This window comes from Streptomyces sp. NPDC049879 (genome assembly GCF_044461265.1).
Taxonomy (GTDB): Bacteria; Actinomycetota; Actinomycetes; order Streptomycetales; family Streptomycetaceae; genus Streptomyces.
The window spans coordinates 46,860-65,255 of sequence record NZ_JBITKT010000008.1 but is presented as its reverse complement, the minus strand read 5'-3'; the positions used below and the strand labels follow the sequence as shown (position 1 = coordinate 65,255).

At 71.3% G+C, this 18,396-nt stretch carries 13 protein-coding genes; 4 read left to right on the top strand and 9 right to left on the bottom strand.

What is annotated here, in order from left to right:
* Positions 1-4 precede the first annotated feature (4 nt).
* Complete coding sequence (locus ACIBPC_RS25185; RefSeq protein WP_398847739.1) at positions 5-2,434, bottom strand: hypothetical protein; 2,430 nt, start codon at positions 2,432-2,434, stop codon at positions 5-7.
* Between the two features lie 334 nt (positions 2,435-2,768).
* Here ACIBPC_RS25185 and ACIBPC_RS25180 point away from each other — a divergent pair, with 334 nt between their 5' ends.
* Positions 2,769-2,918, top strand: a complete 150-nt coding sequence (locus tag ACIBPC_RS25180; protein ID WP_362967147.1) for a hypothetical protein — start codon at positions 2,769-2,771, stop codon at positions 2,916-2,918.
* 80 nt (positions 2,919-2,998) lie between these two features.
* On the opposite strand, the gene ACIBPC_RS25175 is transcribed toward ACIBPC_RS25180, so the two are convergent.
* The 3 genes from ACIBPC_RS25175 to ACIBPC_RS25165 form a co-directional block, all read right to left on the bottom strand.
* The gene (locus ACIBPC_RS25175) at positions 2,999-5,461 is read right to left on the bottom strand and encodes a hypothetical protein (RefSeq protein ID WP_398847737.1); all 2,463 of its coding nucleotides are present in this window, start codon (positions 5,459-5,461) and stop codon (positions 2,999-3,001) included.
* Between the two features lie 427 nt (positions 5,462-5,888).
* Positions 5,889-8,357: a hypothetical protein gene (locus ACIBPC_RS25170; protein ID WP_398847735.1), complete on the bottom strand. Its 2,469-nt coding sequence runs from the start codon at positions 8,355-8,357 to the stop codon at positions 5,889-5,891.
* Positions 8,358-8,657: 300 nt separating this feature from the next.
* On the bottom strand, positions 8,658-11,126 hold the full coding sequence (locus tag ACIBPC_RS25165; RefSeq protein ID WP_398847733.1) for a hypothetical protein: 2,469 nt from the start codon (positions 11,124-11,126) through the stop codon (positions 8,658-8,660).
* Positions 11,127-11,571: 445 nt separating this feature from the next.
* Here ACIBPC_RS25165 and ACIBPC_RS25160 point away from each other — a divergent pair, with 445 nt between their 5' ends.
* The 3 genes from ACIBPC_RS25160 (at position 11,572) to ACIBPC_RS25150 (ending at position 14,614) form a co-directional block, all read left to right on the top strand.
* Positions 11,572-12,876, top strand: a complete 1,305-nt coding sequence (locus tag ACIBPC_RS25160; RefSeq protein ID WP_398847732.1) for a hypothetical protein — start codon at positions 11,572-11,574, stop codon at positions 12,874-12,876.
* Between the two features lie 63 nt (positions 12,877-12,939).
* Positions 12,940-13,905: a MerR family transcriptional regulator gene (locus tag ACIBPC_RS25155; RefSeq protein ID WP_398847730.1), complete on the top strand. Its 966-nt coding sequence runs from the start codon at positions 12,940-12,942 to the stop codon at positions 13,903-13,905.
* A gap of 94 nt (positions 13,906-13,999) precedes the next feature.
* Positions 14,000-14,614, top strand: coding sequence for a flavodoxin family protein (locus ACIBPC_RS25150; RefSeq protein WP_398847728.1), 615 nt, complete (start codon positions 14,000-14,002; stop codon positions 14,612-14,614).
* Positions 14,615-14,623: 9 nt separating this feature from the next.
* Here the strand turns inward: ACIBPC_RS25150 and ACIBPC_RS25145 are convergent, their stop codons facing one another.
* The 5 genes from ACIBPC_RS25145 to ACIBPC_RS25125 all read right to left on the bottom strand — a co-directional run bounded on the left by ACIBPC_RS25145 (position 14,624) and on the right by ACIBPC_RS25125 (position 18,198).
* Positions 14,624-15,280: a molybdopterin-dependent oxidoreductase gene (locus tag ACIBPC_RS25145; protein WP_398847726.1), complete on the bottom strand. Its 657-nt coding sequence runs from the start codon at positions 15,278-15,280 to the stop codon at positions 14,624-14,626.
* Positions 15,277-16,074: a formylglycine-generating enzyme family protein gene (locus ACIBPC_RS25140; RefSeq protein ID WP_398847724.1), complete on the bottom strand. Its 798-nt coding sequence runs from the start codon at positions 16,072-16,074 to the stop codon at positions 15,277-15,279. The genes ACIBPC_RS25145 and ACIBPC_RS25140 overlap by 4 nt, the downstream gene beginning before the upstream one ends.
* Positions 16,074-16,511: a DUF2000 domain-containing protein gene (locus ACIBPC_RS25135; protein ID WP_362967127.1), complete on the bottom strand. Its 438-nt coding sequence runs from the start codon at positions 16,509-16,511 to the stop codon at positions 16,074-16,076. Before ACIBPC_RS25135 ends, ACIBPC_RS25140 begins: the two co-directional genes overlap by 1 nt.
* Positions 16,512-16,575: 64 nt before the next feature.
* Positions 16,576-17,550, bottom strand: a complete 975-nt coding sequence (locus tag ACIBPC_RS25130; RefSeq protein ID WP_398848046.1) for a DMT family transporter — start codon at positions 17,548-17,550, stop codon at positions 16,576-16,578.
* 48 nt (positions 17,551-17,598) lie between these two features.
* Complete coding sequence (locus ACIBPC_RS25125) at positions 17,599-18,198, bottom strand: hypothetical protein (RefSeq protein ID WP_398847722.1); 600 nt, start codon at positions 18,196-18,198, stop codon at positions 17,599-17,601.
* Between the last annotated feature and the right edge of the window lie 198 nt (positions 18,199-18,396).

Below are 18,396 nucleotides of genomic sequence, written 5' to 3'. Positions count from 1 at the left end.
CGGGTCAGTCTTTCAGGGACTCGTACTGGCTGGCCCGGTCGAAGGCGCGCTCGGCCGCGCGGAAGTAGGGCTCCGCGTACCGGCCGCCGATGTTGACCGCCGCGTGTTTGGCGTTCTCCAGGCCGTGCTCCATGTGCAGGTTCTCGCGCCGGTCGGTGGGCACACTGGTTCCCGCACCACGGAAGTCGGACTCCACCACCGCGTCCGCGAGGGTGATGAGCATCGGGGAGCGCCCGAACTCGTTGACGTCCCACTGCTCGGAGAAGAGGTCCTTCTTCTCGTCCGACAGCATGTGGTGGGCCACCTGCCCTATGCCGAAGACGACGACGTTCGTGGCGACCCCGGCAGGCGTCCCGTACCGCAGGGCGGTGGCCGCGGTGCCCAGCGCCGCGGCGATGGACCGCTCGGCGGTGTACTGCGGCTTGGCGAAGTCCTGCGCGCCGTGGAAGGCCTCCGTGTTGGCGAGCGAGCCCATGACGCTGCCGATGTACTCGAAGTCGGCGGTCTCGGTCAGCTCGCCCTCCGTCCGGCCGAATGACTCCGCGGCGCGCCGGTGTGCCCACTGTGTGGTCTCGTCGACGAAATTCCCCCAGGTCGTCTCGTCCCCGGCCCGCATCAGGGCGAAGAGGGTGTTCCGCGTGGACATGTCTATGTCGAACGAATAGGCGAAGTTCTTGCCGAACAGGTCGCGGTCGTCCGACCCGAGCCTGTTCTCCGTCCCGACCTGGGAGATGGCATCCATGTAGTCGCCCATGACGCCGCCCAGCGCGGCGCGCAGAGCGGTGTGGTCGAACTGCTCGTCCGTGAACCTGTCGCTCCTGCCGAGCATGAAATCGGGGTGGTCGGCGGAGTAGGTCAGGACGTGGTAGGCGGCGTCGATGTACTCCTTGGCGGCCGGACTGTTCGCGCTCATGCCCGGTGGGATCGTCGTCCCGCTGGTGAGCAGCTTGCCCGCCCCCGTGGCGTCCGTCCAGCGGGTCTCCGCGAGGCGGTCGAAGAAGTCGGCGTCGTTCAGGAGGTCCGCGCTCAGCCCGCCGTTGCGCGCGACCATGCCGAGCAGATCGCTGCTCCCCGTGCTCGGCTCGACGTTGTGCACGATGGATCTGAGGTACTGGTTCATCACGGCCTGCTGCACGTCCAGGGCGTTCTCCGCGACGTACCGCCCCCAGGAGTCGCCGGGCACGACGCTCGCGTGCGACATGAGCTTGCCGAAGGCGTCCCAGCCGGGCAGGTAGTCGACGAGCGGATGCAGGCCGTCGGTGTGCCTGGCGACTTCCAGCATGCTCCGCACACCGGAGGGCACGTGGCTCATCCCGTTCTTGTCCGAGACGTCATAGCCGCCCGCGCCCGGGTCCATGAGCAGGTTGATCGCGTCGGCGACGCGCGCCATGACCGCGTTCTGCACCCCCGCCGCCGAGGAGTTGCCCAGACCCGTGCCCGGCTCGAACCGTCCCAGCGCGGCCAGATCACTCATGGTGAGCGCGCCCAGCAGCGTGGAGAGGTAGTCGCGCTGGTCCCCGGTCAGGCGTGCGCCGGGGACGCCGTTCCCGTCCACGATGCCGCCGAGGATGGCGGCCAGTCCCTCGGTGTACAACTTGACGATGTTGGGGTCCGCACTGCCGCTCGACAGCTCCTCGTGCAGCTTCCTGCCCAGGAACTCGGCCATCCCCGGGTCCGTGAACAGCTTGAACGACCCCCCGTCGAGGTCGTACCCCCGCTTGCCCAGCTCACCGGCGTAGCGCGCCAGTTCGGCGTGGTAGGCGTCGATCACCTCCTTGATCCGCGTGTATGCCGCGCGGGCCGCCCTGGCGAGGGCGGCGATCTGCTGCTCCACGATGCCGTCGGCGGCCGACTGGTTCAGGTGCGGGTACACGGTGCCGGTGGAGTAGTGCCGGGGTTCGAGCTTCACCAGGTGCCCGCCGGCCGACAGGGTGATGGTCTGGCGCCGTGACTCGCGCTTCTTCTCCTGCTCGGCGACAGCGTCCGTCCGCTGCTGCTCCAGCTTCTGCCAGGCGCTCGTCGCGTCCGCCTCGTGTGCCCGCACTATGGCGTCCAGGCCGTTCTGCGGCTCGTCGATGACCCATTTCACCGCGTCGACGGCCCGGACGGCGCCGTCCGCGCTCCTCCTGATCCAGTAGGCGACGTCGTACATCTCCTCGCCGCCGTCCTGGAGGTTCCTGGCCGTCTCGCCGGACCGTTCCTCGCCGTCGGCGAGCGGGGAACCGTCCGCCTCGCCCGCCTCGGCCGCGTGCTCCGACGCACGCCGGGACATCTCGTCGGCGCCGTTCGCCTCTTCCCCGCTGCGCGTGTACTGGGCGGCCAGGTCGGCGATCTGCTCCGTGTCGATCTTCTCGACGAAGTCCGCCCGCGCCTGCCACGGGTCCACACCCGCCCTGGCCACCACGTCGTGGACGGTGAAGCTCAGATCGATCATGGGAGACTCCCTCGTCGGTCGGCCGGAGGCCGCGGGGTGATGGTCTCCGTCAGTGGGGCTGCCTGCCGAACGACCGTACGGAGTGGTCCATTTGCTCGCTCAGTCTGCATCAGCGACGATCGTGCCGTCCATGAGTTGACCGAATCATGAGAAAGGCTGGTCGGCGCGGCACGGCCGCCCCGTATGGACGGAAGCGCAAACCGTCTGCGAAGGCAATTCACGGTCGCTTTCCTGCCACCTCGCCCGCGGCCGCGCCGTCGCCCGGGCGGCATGGCATCCGCGGGCCGGGGTAGCCGCAGGGCCAGGGCAGGAACGGGCTGCGAGGAGGCACACCATGTCCCGATTGATCAGCCGTATCAAGCGGTTCAGCCGTTCGCCGCAGGGGCGGCGGACGATGAGTTCGGCGCGGCGCGCGAGCGCGGACCCCAGGAGGCGCATGCAGGCACGCCGCCTTCTCGGCAGGCTGCGCGGCGGGCGCTACTGACCCGCGGCAGCGGGGATCACGCTGACAGGTGGTGGGGCCCGGACGACCGGGCCCCACCTTCATGGGGTGTCCCGCACGGCTCAGTCGGCCTTCACGATGTTGTGCGTCGCGAGGTCGTAGCCGCGCTCCATGGCGGTGACATACGCCGCGTAGTACTTGCCGCCGATGTCCTTCGCGGCGGCCTCGGCGTCGTCCCAGCCGTAGACCGCTATCTCGTGCATCATGTCGCGTGCCAGCTGGTCCACTTCATCGCCGGCCCCGCGGAAGTTGGCGCGCAGTGCCGCGTCCGCCACGGCGACGCGCAGCGGGATGTCCCCGTCGTTGTCCAGCTTCCACTGCGCTTCGACCACATGCTCGTTGGGGTCGCCCATCGCGCGGAACACGATGTCCTGCGCCATCCAGGTCGACAGGTTGAAGAGGGCACCGCCCCAGGCCGGTGGCTGCACCATCATGGCCGTGATGCCGAAGGCCGAGCCGATCCCGCGCATGGCGGTCATCTGCTGCAGGCGCTCGCTCTCCACCTCGTCCATCCCCGTCGCATGGGCGATCGACCCCGCGATGCTGCCGATGTTCTCGAAGTTGGCCGTCTCCGTGAGCTCGCCGCCTGTCCTGGCGAACGATTCGGCCGCACGGGTGGTCTGCCACTCCGCGGCACCTCCGGCGAAGTTGAGCCAGCTCCCCTCGCCGGAGTGGAGCATGATCTCGATCAGCTTCCGCCGGGTGTCCCCCGCCATGTCGAAGGAGTACGCGTAGTCGAAGCCGAAGAGCTTCATGTCCTTCGCCCCGAGCTGGTTGTCCTCCGACATCTGCGAGATGAAGTCCATGTAGTTGAGCATGGTGTCGCCGAGGGCCCACTGGAGTCCGCGGTGGTCGAACCGCCCCGTGTTGAGCATGTCGTGGTCGCCGACGATGACGTCGTGGCGCTCGGCGGCGTCGACCATGAAGTGGAAGGCCGCGTCGATGTACTGCCTCGCCTCCGGCTCGTTCCAGCTCACACCGTCCGGGACGGTCGTGCCGCTGTCGATGAAGCGGGCGACCCCGACGCTGTCCTCCCAGTAGGCGGTCAGCAGGTCGGCACGGAAGTCGTCGTCCTTGATGAGGCGGGCACTCGCCTCGGAGTTAAGCGCGACCATGCCCAGGAGATCGCTGCTGCCCGTGTTGGCCTGGAGCGTCGTCACGTCGGACTGCAGGTACTGGTCCATCGACATGAGCTGCGCGTCCATCGCCGCCCTCGCGAGGCGCTTCGCCCAGGCGTCGGAGGGCGGGACGTCCGCGTGGGACATCAGGGCGCCGAAGCCGTTCCACTCGCCGAGGTGGTCGACGAACATGAACGCCGGGTCGTCGGTCTCCGCCAGGGCCAGTACGTCCCGGACCCCGGGGGGCAGTTTCCGCCATCCGGCGTCGTCCGAGACCGAGTAGCCGCCGAGTGACGGATCGGTCAGCACGTTGAGCCCGTTGGCGATCCGTTCCAGGACCTCGTCCTGGAGCGCGACCGTCCCCGGGAGGCCCGCACCGGGCACGGAGGCGAATCGTCCCAGCACGGTCAGGTCCTCGGTGGTGAGCGACCCGAGGGCCGCCGTCAGGTAGGCGCGCTGGTCCGGATCCAGTGCCGCGAACGGGATGGGGTCGCCGTCCTCTTCGACGATGCCGTCGAGAAGCGCGGCGAGCCCCTCGGTGTACAGCTTGACGGTGAGCATGTCCGGGTTCTGCCTGCCCAGTTCCTCGTGCAGCCGGGCGCCCGCGAAGTCGCCCATCTCCGGGGTGGTGAACAGGGTGAACGGGCCGGCGTCCAGGTCGTAGTCCTGCTCGCCCAGCCGAAGGGCTTTGTGCATCATCGCCGCGCGGTAGTCGTCCTTCTCGCGGGTGATCCGGTCGTCCGCCGCTTCGGCGGCCTCGGCGACGGCGGCGATGTGCCGCTGCCTGATCCGTTCGGCGAGGGAGTCGGGCAGTTGGCTCCATGTGTAGAGGTCGCCGTTCAGCGTCGGCAGGGCGGAGAGGGTGACGTGGTCGCCGCGACGCCAGAGGGTGAGGGGCGTCGGTGGACCGAGGGTGCCGGGGTTCCCGCGGAGGGCGGCCATCCGGTCGGCGACGGCGTCCTGTCTCAGCTCCACCCACTCGTTCCATTCGGTCACCGCGTCCCGCTGGTGCGCACGGAGAGTGGCGTCCAGGCCGATGAGGGGCTCGTCGATGACCAGGTTGACGGCGTCGAGCGCGTCGTTGGCCTCGTGCATGCTTTCCAGGATCAGCCGGACCGTCTCGTCGATGCCGTTGCCGTTGCCCTGCAGCCCCCTGGCTGTCTCGTCGATCCGCTCTTCGGACACGATCAGGGACCGGCCGTCCAGCTCTCCCGCTCCGGCGGACATCTCCGTGGCGCGCTCGGCGAGATCACCCGCGTCGTGCGCGCCGGGTGCGGCACGGACGTACTGGGCCGCCAGGTCGCCCATGTCGTCGGGTTCGATCTCCGCACGGAACGCGGCGCGCTGTTTCCACGGCTTCCTGCCCTTGGCCTCGACGTCCTTGTGGTCGAAGTCAAGATGGGGCATGGGAGGTCTCCCTCGACGCTCGGCCTGGCACAGGGTGATGCGCTGGCGTCACGGACCGCTCGCCCGACAGCTGCACGGAGAACTCCAGTCGCGCAGTCAGTCTGCACTAGCGATGTGTGTCACGTCATCTTTCCGTGCGACATGAGAAACGCCAAGTGGAGAAGCGGACTTGCCCATGCGGGGAGGGAGGAGTGAAAGTGTGCTTGAGCAACGCTCTGAGTGCGCCGCCGACATCGGGCGGGGGTACGCACGGCTCCCGGACGGGGCATGCACCGCGGTTCGTCCGCACGGTCCGGGAGCCGGAGGAGGGGCACGCGAGTGCGGCACGGCGGCCGCTCTCGACCCGCGGCGCGGGGAGTGACGGGGACGGCCGGACCCCCTGCCCGTCCCCGTCGTCAGGCCGTCCCGCCCAGGCGGCGCACGTGCCTCACTTCGCTTCGACCTTGTTGTGCGTCGAGAGGTCGTAGCCCCTCTCCATGGCGTTGACATAGGACTCGAAGTACTCGCCGCCGATGTCCTTGGCGGCCGTCTCCGCGTCGTCCCAGCCGTACCGCACCGGATCGTGCATCATGTCGCGTGTCAGCTGCTCCACTTCGTCGTCGGCCCCGCGGAAGTTGGCGTGCAGCGCCCCGTCCGCCACGGCGACGCGCAGCGGGATGTCCCCGTCGTTGTCCAGCTTCCACTGCGCTTCGTTGATGGCCTCGTTCGGATCGCCCATCTGGCGGTAGACCAGGTCCTGCAGTCCCCAGGTGGCCAGGTTGGCGGTGATACCGATCGGCCGTGGCCCCGAGATCAGCATGGACGTGACGGCGAACGCGGAACCGATCCCTCGCATGGCGGTCATCTGCTGCAGCCGCTCGCTCTTCACACCGTCCATGCCCTGCACCTCGGCGATCGAGCCCGCGACACTGCCGATGTTCTCGAAGTTGGCGGTCTCCCTCAGCTTGCCGTCGGTCCGCTCGAACGACTCGGCCGCTCGGGTCGTCTCCCACTCCGTGACGCCGTCGGTGAAGGAGAGCCAGCTGTCCTCCCCTCCGCGGATCATGGTCAAGAACAGCTTCTTCCGCGTGTCCCTTCCGATGTCGAAGGAGTACTCGTAGTCGGTGCCGAACAGCTTCATGTCCTGCCCCCCGAGCTGGTTGTGCTCCGACACCTGGGAGATGAGGTCCATGTAGTTGAGCATGGTGTCGCCGAGCGCCCACTTGAAGGCGGTGTGGTCGAACCGCGCCGTGTTGAACTTGTTGCTCTCACCGTTGATGTAGTCGGGGTGCTCGGCGGCGTCGACCAGGAAGTGGTAGGCCGCGTCGATGTACTGCCTCGCCTCCCAGTCGTTCCAGTCCACGCCGGCCGGGACGGTCGTGCCGCTGTCGATCAAGCGGGCGACCCCCTTGCTGTCCTCCCAGTAGGAGGTCAGGAGAGCGGCGCGGAAGCCGTCGTCGTTGATCAGGCGCGCGCTCACCTCGGAGTTGAGCGCCACCATGCCCAGCAGATCGCCGCTTCCCGTGGCGGGCACGAGATTCGCGGTGATGGACTGGCGGTACTGGCCCATCGCCCCGTGCTGCGCCTCAAGCGCCGCCCTGCCGACCAGCTCCGCCCACGAGTCGTGCGGTCGGACGTCGGCGTACGACATGACGGTACCGAAGCCGTTCCATGCCCCGATGTGGTTGATGAGCGGATCGGCCGGGGCGTTCGACGTCAGTGCCAGCAGGTCCCGTATGCTCTCGGGCAGCTTCTGCCGGCCCTCGTCGAACCAGACGTCGTAGCCACCGAGCGACGGGTCGGTGAAGACGTTGAGCGCGTTGGCGATCCGTTCGAGCACCTCGTGCTGGGTCACCGCCACCGGAAAACCGGCCGTGGACGGCAGGGGTTCGAAGCTGCCCAGTGTCTCCCAGTCCTTGGCGGTGAGCGCGCCGAGGACCGTGGACAGGTAGGAGCGCTGGCCGTCGGTCAGCTGCGCTCCGGGGACGATGCTGCCGTCCTGTTCCACGATGCCGTCGAGGATCGCGGCCAGCCCCTCGGTGTACATCTTGACGGCGTCCACGCTCGGGTTCTCCCCACTGAGTTCCTCGTGCAGCCGGGCGGCCACGAAATCGGCCATCTCGGGACTGGTGAAGAGCGCGAGCGGGCCGCCGTCGAGGTCGTAGCCCTCCTCGCCGAGCCTGAGGGCGTAGCGCAGCAGGTCCGCGCGGTAGTCCTCCAGCTCGTGCGTGATCCGGTCGTCGGCCGCCTTGGCGGCCTCGGCGACGGAGGCGATGTGGCGCTTCCTGATGCGGTCGGCGAGGGAGTCGGGCAGGTCCTCCCAGGCGAAGGCGGTGCTGATGCCGCCCAGCGTCGGCAGGGGTGCGAGGGTCACGCTGTCGTCGCGGTACGTGAGGGTGAGAGGGCGCAGCTGGGGGAAGAGCAGCACCGTCGGATCGATGCCGGCGATCGCGGCGGCGACTTCCCGTTCGCGCAGTTCCTGCCACTCGTTCCACTCGGTCACGACGTCCTGCTGATGTCTCCGCAGCGTGGTGTCGAGGCCGATCCCGGACTCGTCGATGACCCGGTCCACGGCGTCGACGGCGTCGATGGCGCGGTTCATGCTCTGCACGATGTGGCGGACGGCTTCGTCGATGCCTTCGCCGTTGCCGTGGAGTGCCCCTGCCGTCTCGTCGATCCGCTTCTCGGGGGCGATCAGGGAGGAACCGTCCAGCTCGCCCGCCTCGCTCGCGACCTCCGTCGCCTGCTTCGCGAGGGCGCCCGCGTGGTGCGCTTCGGGCGCGGCGCGCGCGTACGCCACCGCCAGGTCGGCCATGTCGTCGGGTTTGATCTCCTCGCGGAAGTCGGCGCGCCGCTTCCAGGGCTTCCTGCGCGCCTTCGCCTCGACGTCCTCGTGGTCGAAGTCGAGGTGGGGCATGGGGAATCTCCTCCGTCGCTGGGCGGAAAGGTCGGTGTGGCGTTCCCGTGCCGTCGGCCGGCCGTCCAAGGACCGTGCGGAGCCAGGCCGTTGCCGGATCAGTCTGCACCAGCGATGTCGCAAGCGTCCACGACTTGACGCGATCTTGGGAGATACCAGGTCGGAGGAGCATTCTGTTTTCCTCAGGGAAAACGCACTTCATACGCGAACGCAATCCACGGCGGGTGGAGCGGGGGCGGGCCGGGGGACGCGGACGGGCCCCCGGACGATCCATCCGGGGGCCCGCTCGTACGGTCGGCGTCAGTTGGCCGTCAGGTCGTCGCGCACGGCCTGGTTGTAGCCGTCCTCCAGGGCGTTGATGTAGCTGCCGATGTGCTTGCTGCCGATGTTCACGGCGGCGGCCTGCGAGTCGTCCAGGCCGTAGACGTCCGGCTTGTTCAGCCTCTCCAGGTCGTCCTTGTCCACCTTGCCCGCCGCACCGTCGATGTCGGCGAGCAGGACACCGTTCGCCACGGCGACACGCATCGGGATGTCACCCATGTTGTTCAGGTCCCACTGGGCGTCCTTGAGATCGGCGGCACCGTCCTCCCTGCCGTAGCGCATGGCCTCCTGCACGCCGAAGGCCACCGCGCTGGTGATGATGTTCGCCTTGCCGAACTCCATCGCCGTGTTGGCCACGGTACCCGCCAGGCCGACGGCGCTCATGGCGGTGAAGTGCTGCTTGGACTTGTCCTCCAGGCCGTCGTTCGCCTGCACCTGGGCCCAGGTGCCGTTGACACTGCCGATGTTCTCGAAGTCCGACGCCTGGCTCAGCTCGCCGCCGGTCCGCGCGAGCGACTCGGCCGTCCGCCGCTCCGTCCACTCGGCGATGCCGTTGCCGAAGTCGACGGACGCCTGCCCGCCCGCGTCCCACATCATCTGGAACAGCGACTCGCGCGTGTCCATGCCGAGGTCGAACGAGTAGTCGTAGTCGTTGCCGAAGAGGTTCTTGTCCTTGTCGCCGAGGTGGTTGCCCTCGGGACCCGACAGCTGCGAGATGGGGTCCATGTAGCGCAGCAGGGTGTCGCCGAACGCGCTCTGGAGAGCGGTGTGGTCGAACCGCTCCGTGTTGAACAAGTGGCTCTCGCCGAGGACGGAGTCGGGGTGGCTGCCCGCGTACTGGAAGAGGTGGTAGGCGGCCGAGATGTACGGCCGTGCCCCGGCGTCGTTGTGGTGCACGCCCGCGGGGATCGTGGTGCCGCTCGTGATCAGCTCGGCGGCCCCCGAGCTGTCCTCCCAGCGCGCCTCCATGAGGTCGGTGCGGAACTCCTTGTCGTTGAGCAGATCCGCGCTCAGTCCGGAGTTGAGGGCGACCATGCCGAGCAGGTCGCTGCTGCCCGTGTTCGCCTCCACGTCGTTCACCATCGACTGGAGGTACTGGTTCATGGTGGTGTGCTGCATCTCCAGCGCCGACTCGGCGACCCGTCGTCCCCAGCCGTCGCTCGGGGCGTGGTCCGCGTGCGCCATCAGGGCACCGAAGGCGTTCCAGTCCCCGATGTGGTGCACGATCGGGTCGGTCGGTTCGGTGTTCCTCGCCAGCGTCAGCATGTCCCGGAAGCCCTCGGGGACCTTCTGCCAGCCCTCGTCGGTCGAGACGTCGTAGCCGCCCGCCGCCGGGTCGGTGAGGAGGTTGACCGCGTTGGCGACGCGTTCCAGCACAGCGTTCTGCACGCCCGCCGCCATCGGGTTGCCCAGGCCCGTGCCCGGGTCGAACCGTCCCAGCGCGGCCAGGTCGTCGGCGGTGAGCGCGCCGAGGACGGTGGAGAGGTAGTCGCGCTGCGCCCCGGTCAGCTTCGCGCCGGGGACGAGGCTCCCGTCCTCCGCCACGATGCCGTCCAGGACCGCGGCGAGTCCCTCGGTGTACATCTTGACGACATTGGGGTCGGGGCTGTCCGAGTTCAGCTCGTCGTGCAGCCGGTCGGCCACGAAGTCGGCCATCTGCGGGTTGGTGAACAGGGCGAACGGGCCGGCGTCGAGGTCGTACCCCTTCTCGCCCAGCTCTCCGGCGTAGCCCACCAGCGCGGTGCGGTAGGCGCTGATCGCGTCCGTGATCTGTTCGTCCGCGGCCTTGGCGGCCTCGGCGGTGGCGGCGATGTGCCGGTTCCTGACCCGGGCGGCGAGCGAGTCGGGCAGGTCTTCCCAGGCGATGGGGCCGCCGGGCAGCGACGGCAGCGGCGCGAGGGTCACGCTGTCGCCCCGGTGCGAGAGCGTGATGGGGTGGATCTGGCTGAAGAGGATCAGCGTCGGGTCGATGGCGCCGACGGCGTCCGAGACCCCCTCGTTCCGCAGCCTGACCCAGTCGTTCCACTCGTTGACGGCGTCGCGCTGGTGTGCGCGGAGGATGGCGTCGAGGCCGTTCTGGGGTGCGTCGATGACCATGTCGACCTCGTCGACGCCCTCGATGGCCCGGTTCATGCTGCGGACGATGAGTCCGACGACGGCGTCGATGTCGCGGCCGTTGCCCTGGAGTCCGCGCGCGGTCTCGTCGATCCGCGCCCGTGTGGCGACCAGTGACGAGCCGTCGAGGCTGCCCGCCTCGCCCGCCACCTCGGTGGCCCGCTCGGCGAGGTCGCCCGCGTCGTCCGCCTCGCCCGCCGCCCGCGCGTAGACGGCCGCCGTGTCGGCCATGTGGTCGGGCTTGATCTCCTCGCGGAACGCGGTGCGCCGCTTCCAGGGCTTGACGCCCGCCTTGGCCTCGACGTCCTCAGCGGTGAAGTCGAGATGGGGCATGGGGGTCTCCCTCGTCGCTCGGCCGGACGGTCGGTGTGGTGCTCCCGCGACACCGGCAGTACATCCAAAGGCCGCACGGAGTGATCCAGATGTTCTCCCAGTCTGCAACGGCTATGCCCGCGCCGTCCATCCTTTGCCGGTAACGGAAGAACGGCCAGTTGGCGGGGCGTATCCTCGCCCCGGCGGGGAAAACGCACGGCATGTGCATACGCAATGCGCCGTGCCCAAGTCCCGCCCGTGGTCGGCACGTTCCCTCGTCCGCCCGGCGGCGGACGGACGTGCTCCGTTCACACGGCGAAATAGTACGAGGGGCCCTCGTCATCCCCCGTCCCCCCTCTGCCGACGCGCCGCTCCCGCCCGCCCGCGGAGCACGCGCATCGAGAGCTTCATGTGCAACTGCACATGGTAAATTCTGTGTCGGAACGTTTCCCCGGTCCGGGTGCGCATGACCGGGACGACGACCCGCGAAGCGGCCCTCCGCGAGCTGCACGCCTCGCTCGGACTGCGCCGACGGCCCGAGGACATCGCCGATCTGATCCTCGGTCTGTTCGCGCACGACGAGACCGCGGCGCCCGTTCCCGGTTCCCTGCGCAGGGCCCTGCGGCGCGCCGCCGAAGGCTCGTTGCACAATCTCTGGCGCGAATACGCGTCGACGCAGCGTGAGTCCGCCCTCCGCGACGGTGCCCACCGCCGGTCCAGGCGACCGGCCGAGCCGCTCCCGGCCCTGCCCGCCCTCCCCGACGTCCCCGGCCCCGCCGCCGACGACCCCCGGCGGATCGAGGAAGCCGTCAGGGCCGCGGGGCAGGAGATGGCCGAGCGCCTCGGCGCGCGGCGGCAGGACGACGGACGGTCCCGGCCGCTCCGCCGTACGGAGGCCAAGCTGGCCCGGCTCCTCGCCGAACGCCGCAAGGGGGAACGCCCCGCGCCGGGCACGGGCGGCCTCGCGGCGAGCCTGCCGTACGACCGGTTCGCCGCCGACACGGCGACCGCCGCCTTCATCGCCTACCTCACCGCCAGGAACAACCAGCGCAGCGAGTACACCGTCAGCGGACAGCAGCGCGCGTACGACGAGCTGGCCGAGGCGCTGTTCCGCAGGCTGCGCGACCGGCCGGGCAGCACCGACTGGTTCGCCGTCGCCCACGCCCGCCCGACGGCGGAGGTCGTCGCGCGCCTCACCGAACGGCAGCGCGGCGAACTCCTCGGCCGCTGCCACCGCGTCCTGCGCGACGTCGCCGGACTGCTCGAAGCCGCCTGGGAACGGCAGCCGTTCGACCGCGCCACCATGATCGTGCGCCGCGGCGACGACTCCGCCGGCTGGAACTCCGCCGCCCGCGCCTGGAGCACGGCCCGCGCCGACTGGTTCGCGCTCCTGCGCACGCTGGGCGCCCAGGACATCACCGAGCACCTCTGCCCGGGCAAGGTCCCCCCGCTCGTGGCCCCCGACGTCGCGGCCTGGCACCGCAGGGTCGTCGGCGCGCCACCCCCCGACACCCCCGTGTGGGCCGAACTCCCGCTGCCCTGGCGGGTGCTGCGCGGCGAGGAACCGTGCCCCCGCTCCCTCGTCGCCCGCGCCTGCCGCCGCCACGGCGTGGACCCCGTGGCGAGCGGCTGGACCGAACCACGGCGCACGCTGCGGCACGCCCGCTTCCGCCCCACACCCGACCTGGTCCGGGGCGTCACCACCGCGGATCCGCAGCTCGCCCACGTCCTCCACGCCGCGGGGGTCTTCCCGCCCCGCCCCGGCGGCTGACCGGCAGGGCGGCCGCCCCGCCGCGCTTGCACCTCCCCCCGGGGGAGCAGCGAGAGTGAGGCCATGAACGGCGACGACGCACCCCACTCCATCGGAGACCTCGCCCGGCTCACCGGGCTCACGGTGAAGACGCTCAGGGCCTGGTCCGACCGGGGCATCGTCCCGCCGTCCGGCCGCACCCCCGCCGGACACCGCCGCTACGGACCCGCCGCCGTCGCGCGCCTGCGGACCGTACGGGCCCTGCGCGACCTCGGCCTCGGCCTGGACGCCGCCCGCGCCGTCGCCGACGGCGAGGCGGAGCTGTCCGAGACCGCCGCCGCGCACGCCGACGCCCTGACCGCCCAGATCACGGCGCTGCGCCATCGCCACGCGCTGCTCCTCGCGATCGCCCGCCGCGGCAGCGGCACCGCGCCCGACGAGGCCGCCTCTCTGATCATGCTGGCCACCCTGCCCGACGACGAACGCCGCCGCCTCGTCGCCCAGTTCCTCGACAGCGTGCTGGACGGCAGCGCCTGCCGAGGACGTGACGACCCGGCCGTCGCCGGATACGCGCGGACCCTGACCCCGGAGCTTCCCCTCGAACCCGAGCCCGCCCAGCTCGCCGCCTGGGCGGAACTGGCCCAGCTGCTCGCCGACCCGGACTTCCGCGCCATGATGCGCCGCGCCGTGGACCACCAGCTCGCCGAGAGCGCGGCCGCACGGCGCGCCGGCCCCGTCCCGCGGCCGGGCACCGTCGCGGTCGTCCGTGCCCACGCCGCCCCCGCGCTCGCGGCGGGCACGGCACCCGGCTCACGCGACGCCGGGCGGATCGTCGAGGCCGTCGCCGCCCAGCGCGCACGCGACCTCGGCCGTCACGACGGCCCCGCGCTGCGCCACCTGATTCGCACCGGCGTCGACGCGGCCCGCGACCCGCGCCGGGACCGCTGCCTGCGGCTGCTCGCCACCGTCAACGGCTGGCAGCAGCCCGAGAGTCCGGCAGCGCAGCTCGACTGGTTCGCCGACGCGATGCGCGCCCACACCCCGGCGTGAGCGGCGGCGGCACGGGAATATCCCGGCGCCGCACCGCGTAGGACCTCTCCGGGACGCACCGGCGGCCCGTATGACACGAGAGAGCGGTCCACCCATGGGGACAGCGGTTCAGGACGCACACGACGGCACGCCTGGCGGCGGACGCCGCTTCCTCTTCCTGCTCGGCAGCACCCGCCGGGACGGCAACACCGAGCAGCTCGCCCGGCACGCCGCCGCGCACCTGCCCGAGGCCACCCCGCAGCGCTGGCTGCGCCTGGGCGAGCTGTCCCTGCCGCGCTTCGAGGACGTCCGCCACTCCGGCACGGGGGAGTACCCCCGGCCGGAGGGCGACCTCGGCCTGCTGCTCGACGCCACGCTGGACGCCACCGACCTGGTGATCGCCTCCCCGCTGTACTGGTACAGCGTCTCGGCGGACACCAAGCTCTACCTCGACCACTGGTCGGGCTGGCTGCGCGTCCCCGGCATCGACTTCAGGGCCCGCATGTCCGGCCGGACCCTCTGGGGCGTCACCGCCCTCGCGACCGCCGACCAGACGGTCGCCGACCCCCTGGCCGGAACGCTCCGCCACACCGCCGCCTTCCTGCGCATGCGCTGGGGCGGCGTCCTGCTGGGCAACGGGACGAGGCCGGGCCACGTCCTGGCGGACACCGGCGCGCTGGCCGAGGCGGCGTCGTTCTTCACGCGGCACCCGGCCGACGTCCCGGCCTGACCCGCGCTGTCACGGCTCGGTGACCTCCCCCGGCCGCTCGACGAAGTGGTGGCGCCCCAGGTCGCAGAACCGGTACCGCTTCGGCCTGATCTGCCCGTCCAGCGTGTAGCCCGCCCGCATCTCCCACTCGCCCAGCTCGAACACGTCGGTGACCTCCAGCCGCGCCAGCCCCTTGACGCTCTTGTAGGCGTAGAGCCCGAAGTCGAGCAGCCGCAGCGGATAGCCCCGTTCGAGGGGGAGGGGCGCGCCGTCGATCCGGTCGATCAGCAGCGCCCGGCGCTCCAGCGCGTCGCCGAGCGGGACGGTCGAGGTGTACACCCCCTTCTCCGGTGTGCCGATGCTGGTCTGCCGCAGGTAACGGCCCTCCGTCGCGCCGTCGAAGCCCGCGAGCCCGAGGACGTCGGCGAGCAGGAAACCGCTCCAGTTCTCGCGCGTGCTCCAGTTGCAGACGCAGACGTACCGCCGGTTCTCGGTCAGCCGGGGCGCCGCCTGGACCCGCTCCCAGTCGAGCGCGGTGTCCTCCACCCCGAGCCCGGTGACGGTCAGCCGCCACCGGGCGAGGTCCACGTGCTCCGGCGGGCCGTCCTGGTAGTAGCGCAGCGAGGAGGGCTTGGCCGGACGGGTGCGCCGCGCGGGCGTCCCCGTCGCCGGTGCGTAACGGGTCATGTCGCCTCGCCCTTCCCCGTGCCGGACTCCCGCGGCAGCGCGCAGCGGAAGCCGATCAGGTTGTCGCGCAGTCCCGGGTGGTAGTAGTCGCGGGCGGAACCGCGCAGGTAGTCCTCGTCGTGCAGGCCGCAGCCGCCGCGTACGACGTGGTCGGCCGACTCGTCGGTCATCCGCACCGGGTCGGGCCCCACCGGGCCGTCGCCGTAGGGGCCGTACGTGTCGAGGCACCACTCGGCGAAGTTCCCCGCCATGTCGCGGACGCCGAACGGCGAGACGTTGCGCGGATGGTCACCCGGCCGGGTCGGCCGCCGCTCCTCCGGTTCGCAGCCGGGCGCGTACGTGGCCAGCGCGGGCTCCGGCGGGTCCTCGCCCCAGGGGTACGTGCGCCCGGCGGGGCCACGGCAGGCGTACTCCCACTGCGCCTCGGTGGGCAGGGTCCTGCCGGCCCAGCGGGCGAACGCGAGCGCCTCCCACCAGCTGACGCCGGTGACCGGGACCTCGGGGTCGCCGGCCCACAGGGGGTCGTCCCAGTAGGTGGGCGCCGTGATGCCGCGCACCCGGACGAACTCCCATCCGGCCGGGGTCCAGTAGGCGGCGGTGCGGTACCCGCCGTCCTCGATGAAGCGGGCGAACTGCCCGTTGCTGACCGGATCGCGGTCCATCGCGAACGCGGACATCGCCACGTCCGCGACGGGCCCCTCGTCCGGTGCCAGGCCGGACCCGCGGCGGAAGGTCCCGGCGGGGACGGTGCACATCGGCGCGGCCGCGAGCCGCCGCTCGGTGGGGCGGCCCATCAGCGGAGGAGGGGGAGGCTGCCGGTCAGTTTCTGCACCTGCTTGCGGGGGCCGTGCAGCGCGACGCCCACGTAGGTGATGTCCTGGTCGGTGGCCGCTTCGAGCAGCGCGGCGTAGTCGTCGTACGTACGGGTCCGCTGCGCGCAGTCGGTGAAGTCCACGACGAGGACGTCCGGGTGGTCCTGCACGGCGCGGTTGCGGATCGCCTTCAGCGTGTCGGCGTCGGCGCACAGGACGGGCAGCGGGACGGTGGTGATCCCGGCGTGCGGGCTGCCGTCCGCGTCCTTCAGTTCCGGGCCGACGAGGGACTCGACCTGCCGGCCGAGGGACAGGGCGAGGACCGCCGCGGTGTTGGCGGCCAGTCCGGCGGGCAGGGCGGCGTCGACCAGCAGCGCTGCCTTGTGGGTCGTGGGGCTCACGGTCGCGTTCTCGGTCATCTGTTCCGGTCTCTCTCAGGAAGGGATGGATGGAGGTGGGGGAGGGGGAGGAGCGCACCGGCGCTCAGCTCCGGCCGTCCCCGCGGGTGGTGACGGTGACGCCGATGATGACGACGAGACCGCCGAGCACCTGGAGCGCGGTCACGTCCTCGTCGAGCGCCACCACGGGGATGATCAGCCCGAACACCGGGACGAGGTTCAGCAGGTTGACGGCCGTGCTCGACCGCAGGTGCTGCAGCCCCTTGGCGTAGAGCCCGAGCCCGGCGATGGAGCACAGCAGGGTCAGCGCGGCCAGTGACGCGACCGTGGTGACCGGGGCGGCGAACTCCCGCCAGGAGCCCCACTCCAGCAGGGCCAGCGGCAGGAACGCCAGCGCGCCCGTACGCGCCTGGTAGTAGAGGACCTGGTCGGCCGGACAGCGGCTGCCGACGTCGCGGGTGACGAAGTTGTAGAACGCCCAGACGACGCCGCTCAGCACGAGCAGGACGTCGCCCGCCCAGCGTTCGGTCCCTCCGTCCGGGGTGAAGCCGACGACCAGGCACACGCCCGCGACGGACAGCCCGATCCCGGCCAGCCCGCCCGCGCTGGTGCGCTGCCGGTGGACGATCAGCTCAAGCAGCGCCGTGAGCGCCGGGTAGGCGCCGACCAGGAGCGCGGCGTCCGTCGCCGTGGCCAGCTCGACGCCCACGTTCTCGACGGCGAAGTACAGCGTGATGCCGAGCAGCCCGCCGAGCGCGAGCCGCGTGCGGTCGGCGCGGTCGGGCGCCGGATGGCCGCGCACCAGGTGCACCCAGACCGCGAGCAGCGCCGCCGCGGCCGTGAACCGCAGCAGGCCGATCGTCAGCGGCGGCACGTCGCGCAGCGCCACCTCGGTCAGGGTGTACGAGCTGCTCAGCAGCGCCGCCGAGAGCAGCACGGCCGCCACTCCCGTGCCACGGCCGCGCCGCGCGCCCCCGCCGGCGCCCGCCGACGGGACGACGGGTGCGGCGGGGGCGGGCTCGGTGACCGCCCGTCCGTGTCCGGCGTTCTGTTCCACCATCACGTTCCCACTGTTCCGCGCGCCGTTCCTGGCAGTTCCCCGCGTCCGTCAGGCGTCGCGCCCGCTCCGCCCGAACACCGACCAGAGCATGCGTATCGGGCGCGTGGCGGAGATGAACCGCAGGTCGTGCAGCGCCGCCGCGGGCGCGGTGGTGAGGGCGATCTCCGCGCCCCCGTCGGCCGCGTGCCGCGCCGCCTCGCTCGTGGACGTGGCGAACGCGATCCCGGCGACGCCGTACCCCGGCGGCATCAGCTGCGCGATCAGGTCGCGCGGCGCGGGGTGGGTGACCACGGTGCACTTCAGCGGGACCGGCGCCGAGGTGCGCACCGCCAGCCCGTAGTGCGGGGTGTCGAAGACGAACGCCTGCGCGAGGCCGAGGCGCAGGTCCATGTAGAACGAGTCGATCCCCCGGTAGGCGTTCGCCACCAGCAGGCGGTCCGCCGTGCCCGCGAGCACGGCGTCCCTGGCGTCCTCGTACGTCCCGAACAGGGCGACGGGCGACCCCGGAGTACGGTCGATGTGCCGCGTGAGGTGGCTCCCCGCCGCCTCACTGCTCGTCCCGGAGGGACCGAGCGTCGCGACGGGTCCCGCCGCCGCGGGCGGCCGTGCGGGCACCCCGGTGGTATGCGCGTCGAGTGACGATGGCATGGTTCCGTTCCCCCTCCTCGGCCATGGGCGGAGCTGTCCACGGCCGAACGTGGACGTAGCGTAGTGGCCACGGAGAGCGATGATCAAGCGGTCCTTGCACCGACAGGGGGACCCCTCCCCCCGCGTCGTCGCGCCGCCGGGGGCCGCCGTGCCGCCACTCCCGGCCCGCTGGTGCCCCCCTGTCACGCCGCCCGTGCC

Excerpts from the sequence above, each read along its gene's own strand:
- ACIBPC_RS25185 (WP_398847739.1), bottom strand. The coding sequence starts at position 2,434 with ATGATCGATCTGAGCTTCACCGTCCACGACGTGGTGGCCAGGGCGGGT.
- ACIBPC_RS25180 (WP_362967147.1), top strand. The coding sequence starts at position 2,769 with ATGTCCCGATTGATCAGCCGTATCAAGCGGTTCAGCCGTTCGCCGCAG.
- ACIBPC_RS25175 (WP_398847737.1), bottom strand. The coding sequence starts at position 5,461 with ATGCCCCATCTTGACTTCGACCACAAGGACGTCGAGGCCAAGGGCAGG.
- ACIBPC_RS25170 (WP_398847735.1), bottom strand. The coding sequence starts at position 8,357 with ATGCCCCACCTCGACTTCGACCACGAGGACGTCGAGGCGAAGGCGCGC.
- ACIBPC_RS25165 (WP_398847733.1), bottom strand. The coding sequence starts at position 11,126 with ATGCCCCATCTCGACTTCACCGCTGAGGACGTCGAGGCCAAGGCGGGC.
- ACIBPC_RS25160 (WP_398847732.1), top strand. The coding sequence starts at position 11,572 with ATGACCGGGACGACGACCCGCGAAGCGGCCCTCCGCGAGCTGCACGCC.
- ACIBPC_RS25155 (WP_398847730.1), top strand. The coding sequence starts at position 12,940 with ATGAACGGCGACGACGCACCCCACTCCATCGGAGACCTCGCCCGGCTC.
- ACIBPC_RS25150 (WP_398847728.1), top strand. The coding sequence starts at position 14,000 with ATGGGGACAGCGGTTCAGGACGCACACGACGGCACGCCTGGCGGCGGA.
- ACIBPC_RS25145 (WP_398847726.1), bottom strand. The coding sequence starts at position 15,280 with ATGACCCGTTACGCACCGGCGACGGGGACGCCCGCGCGGCGCACCCGT.
- ACIBPC_RS25140 (WP_398847724.1), bottom strand. The coding sequence starts at position 16,074 with ATGGGCCGCCCCACCGAGCGGCGGCTCGCGGCCGCGCCGATGTGCACC.
- ACIBPC_RS25135 (WP_362967127.1), bottom strand. The coding sequence starts at position 16,511 with ATGACCGAGAACGCGACCGTGAGCCCCACGACCCACAAGGCAGCGCTG.
- ACIBPC_RS25130 (WP_398848046.1), bottom strand. The coding sequence starts at position 17,550 with ATGGTGGAACAGAACGCCGGACACGGACGGGCGGTCACCGAGCCCGCC.
- ACIBPC_RS25125 (WP_398847722.1), bottom strand. The coding sequence starts at position 18,198 with ATGCCATCGTCACTCGACGCGCATACCACCGGGGTGCCCGCACGGCCG.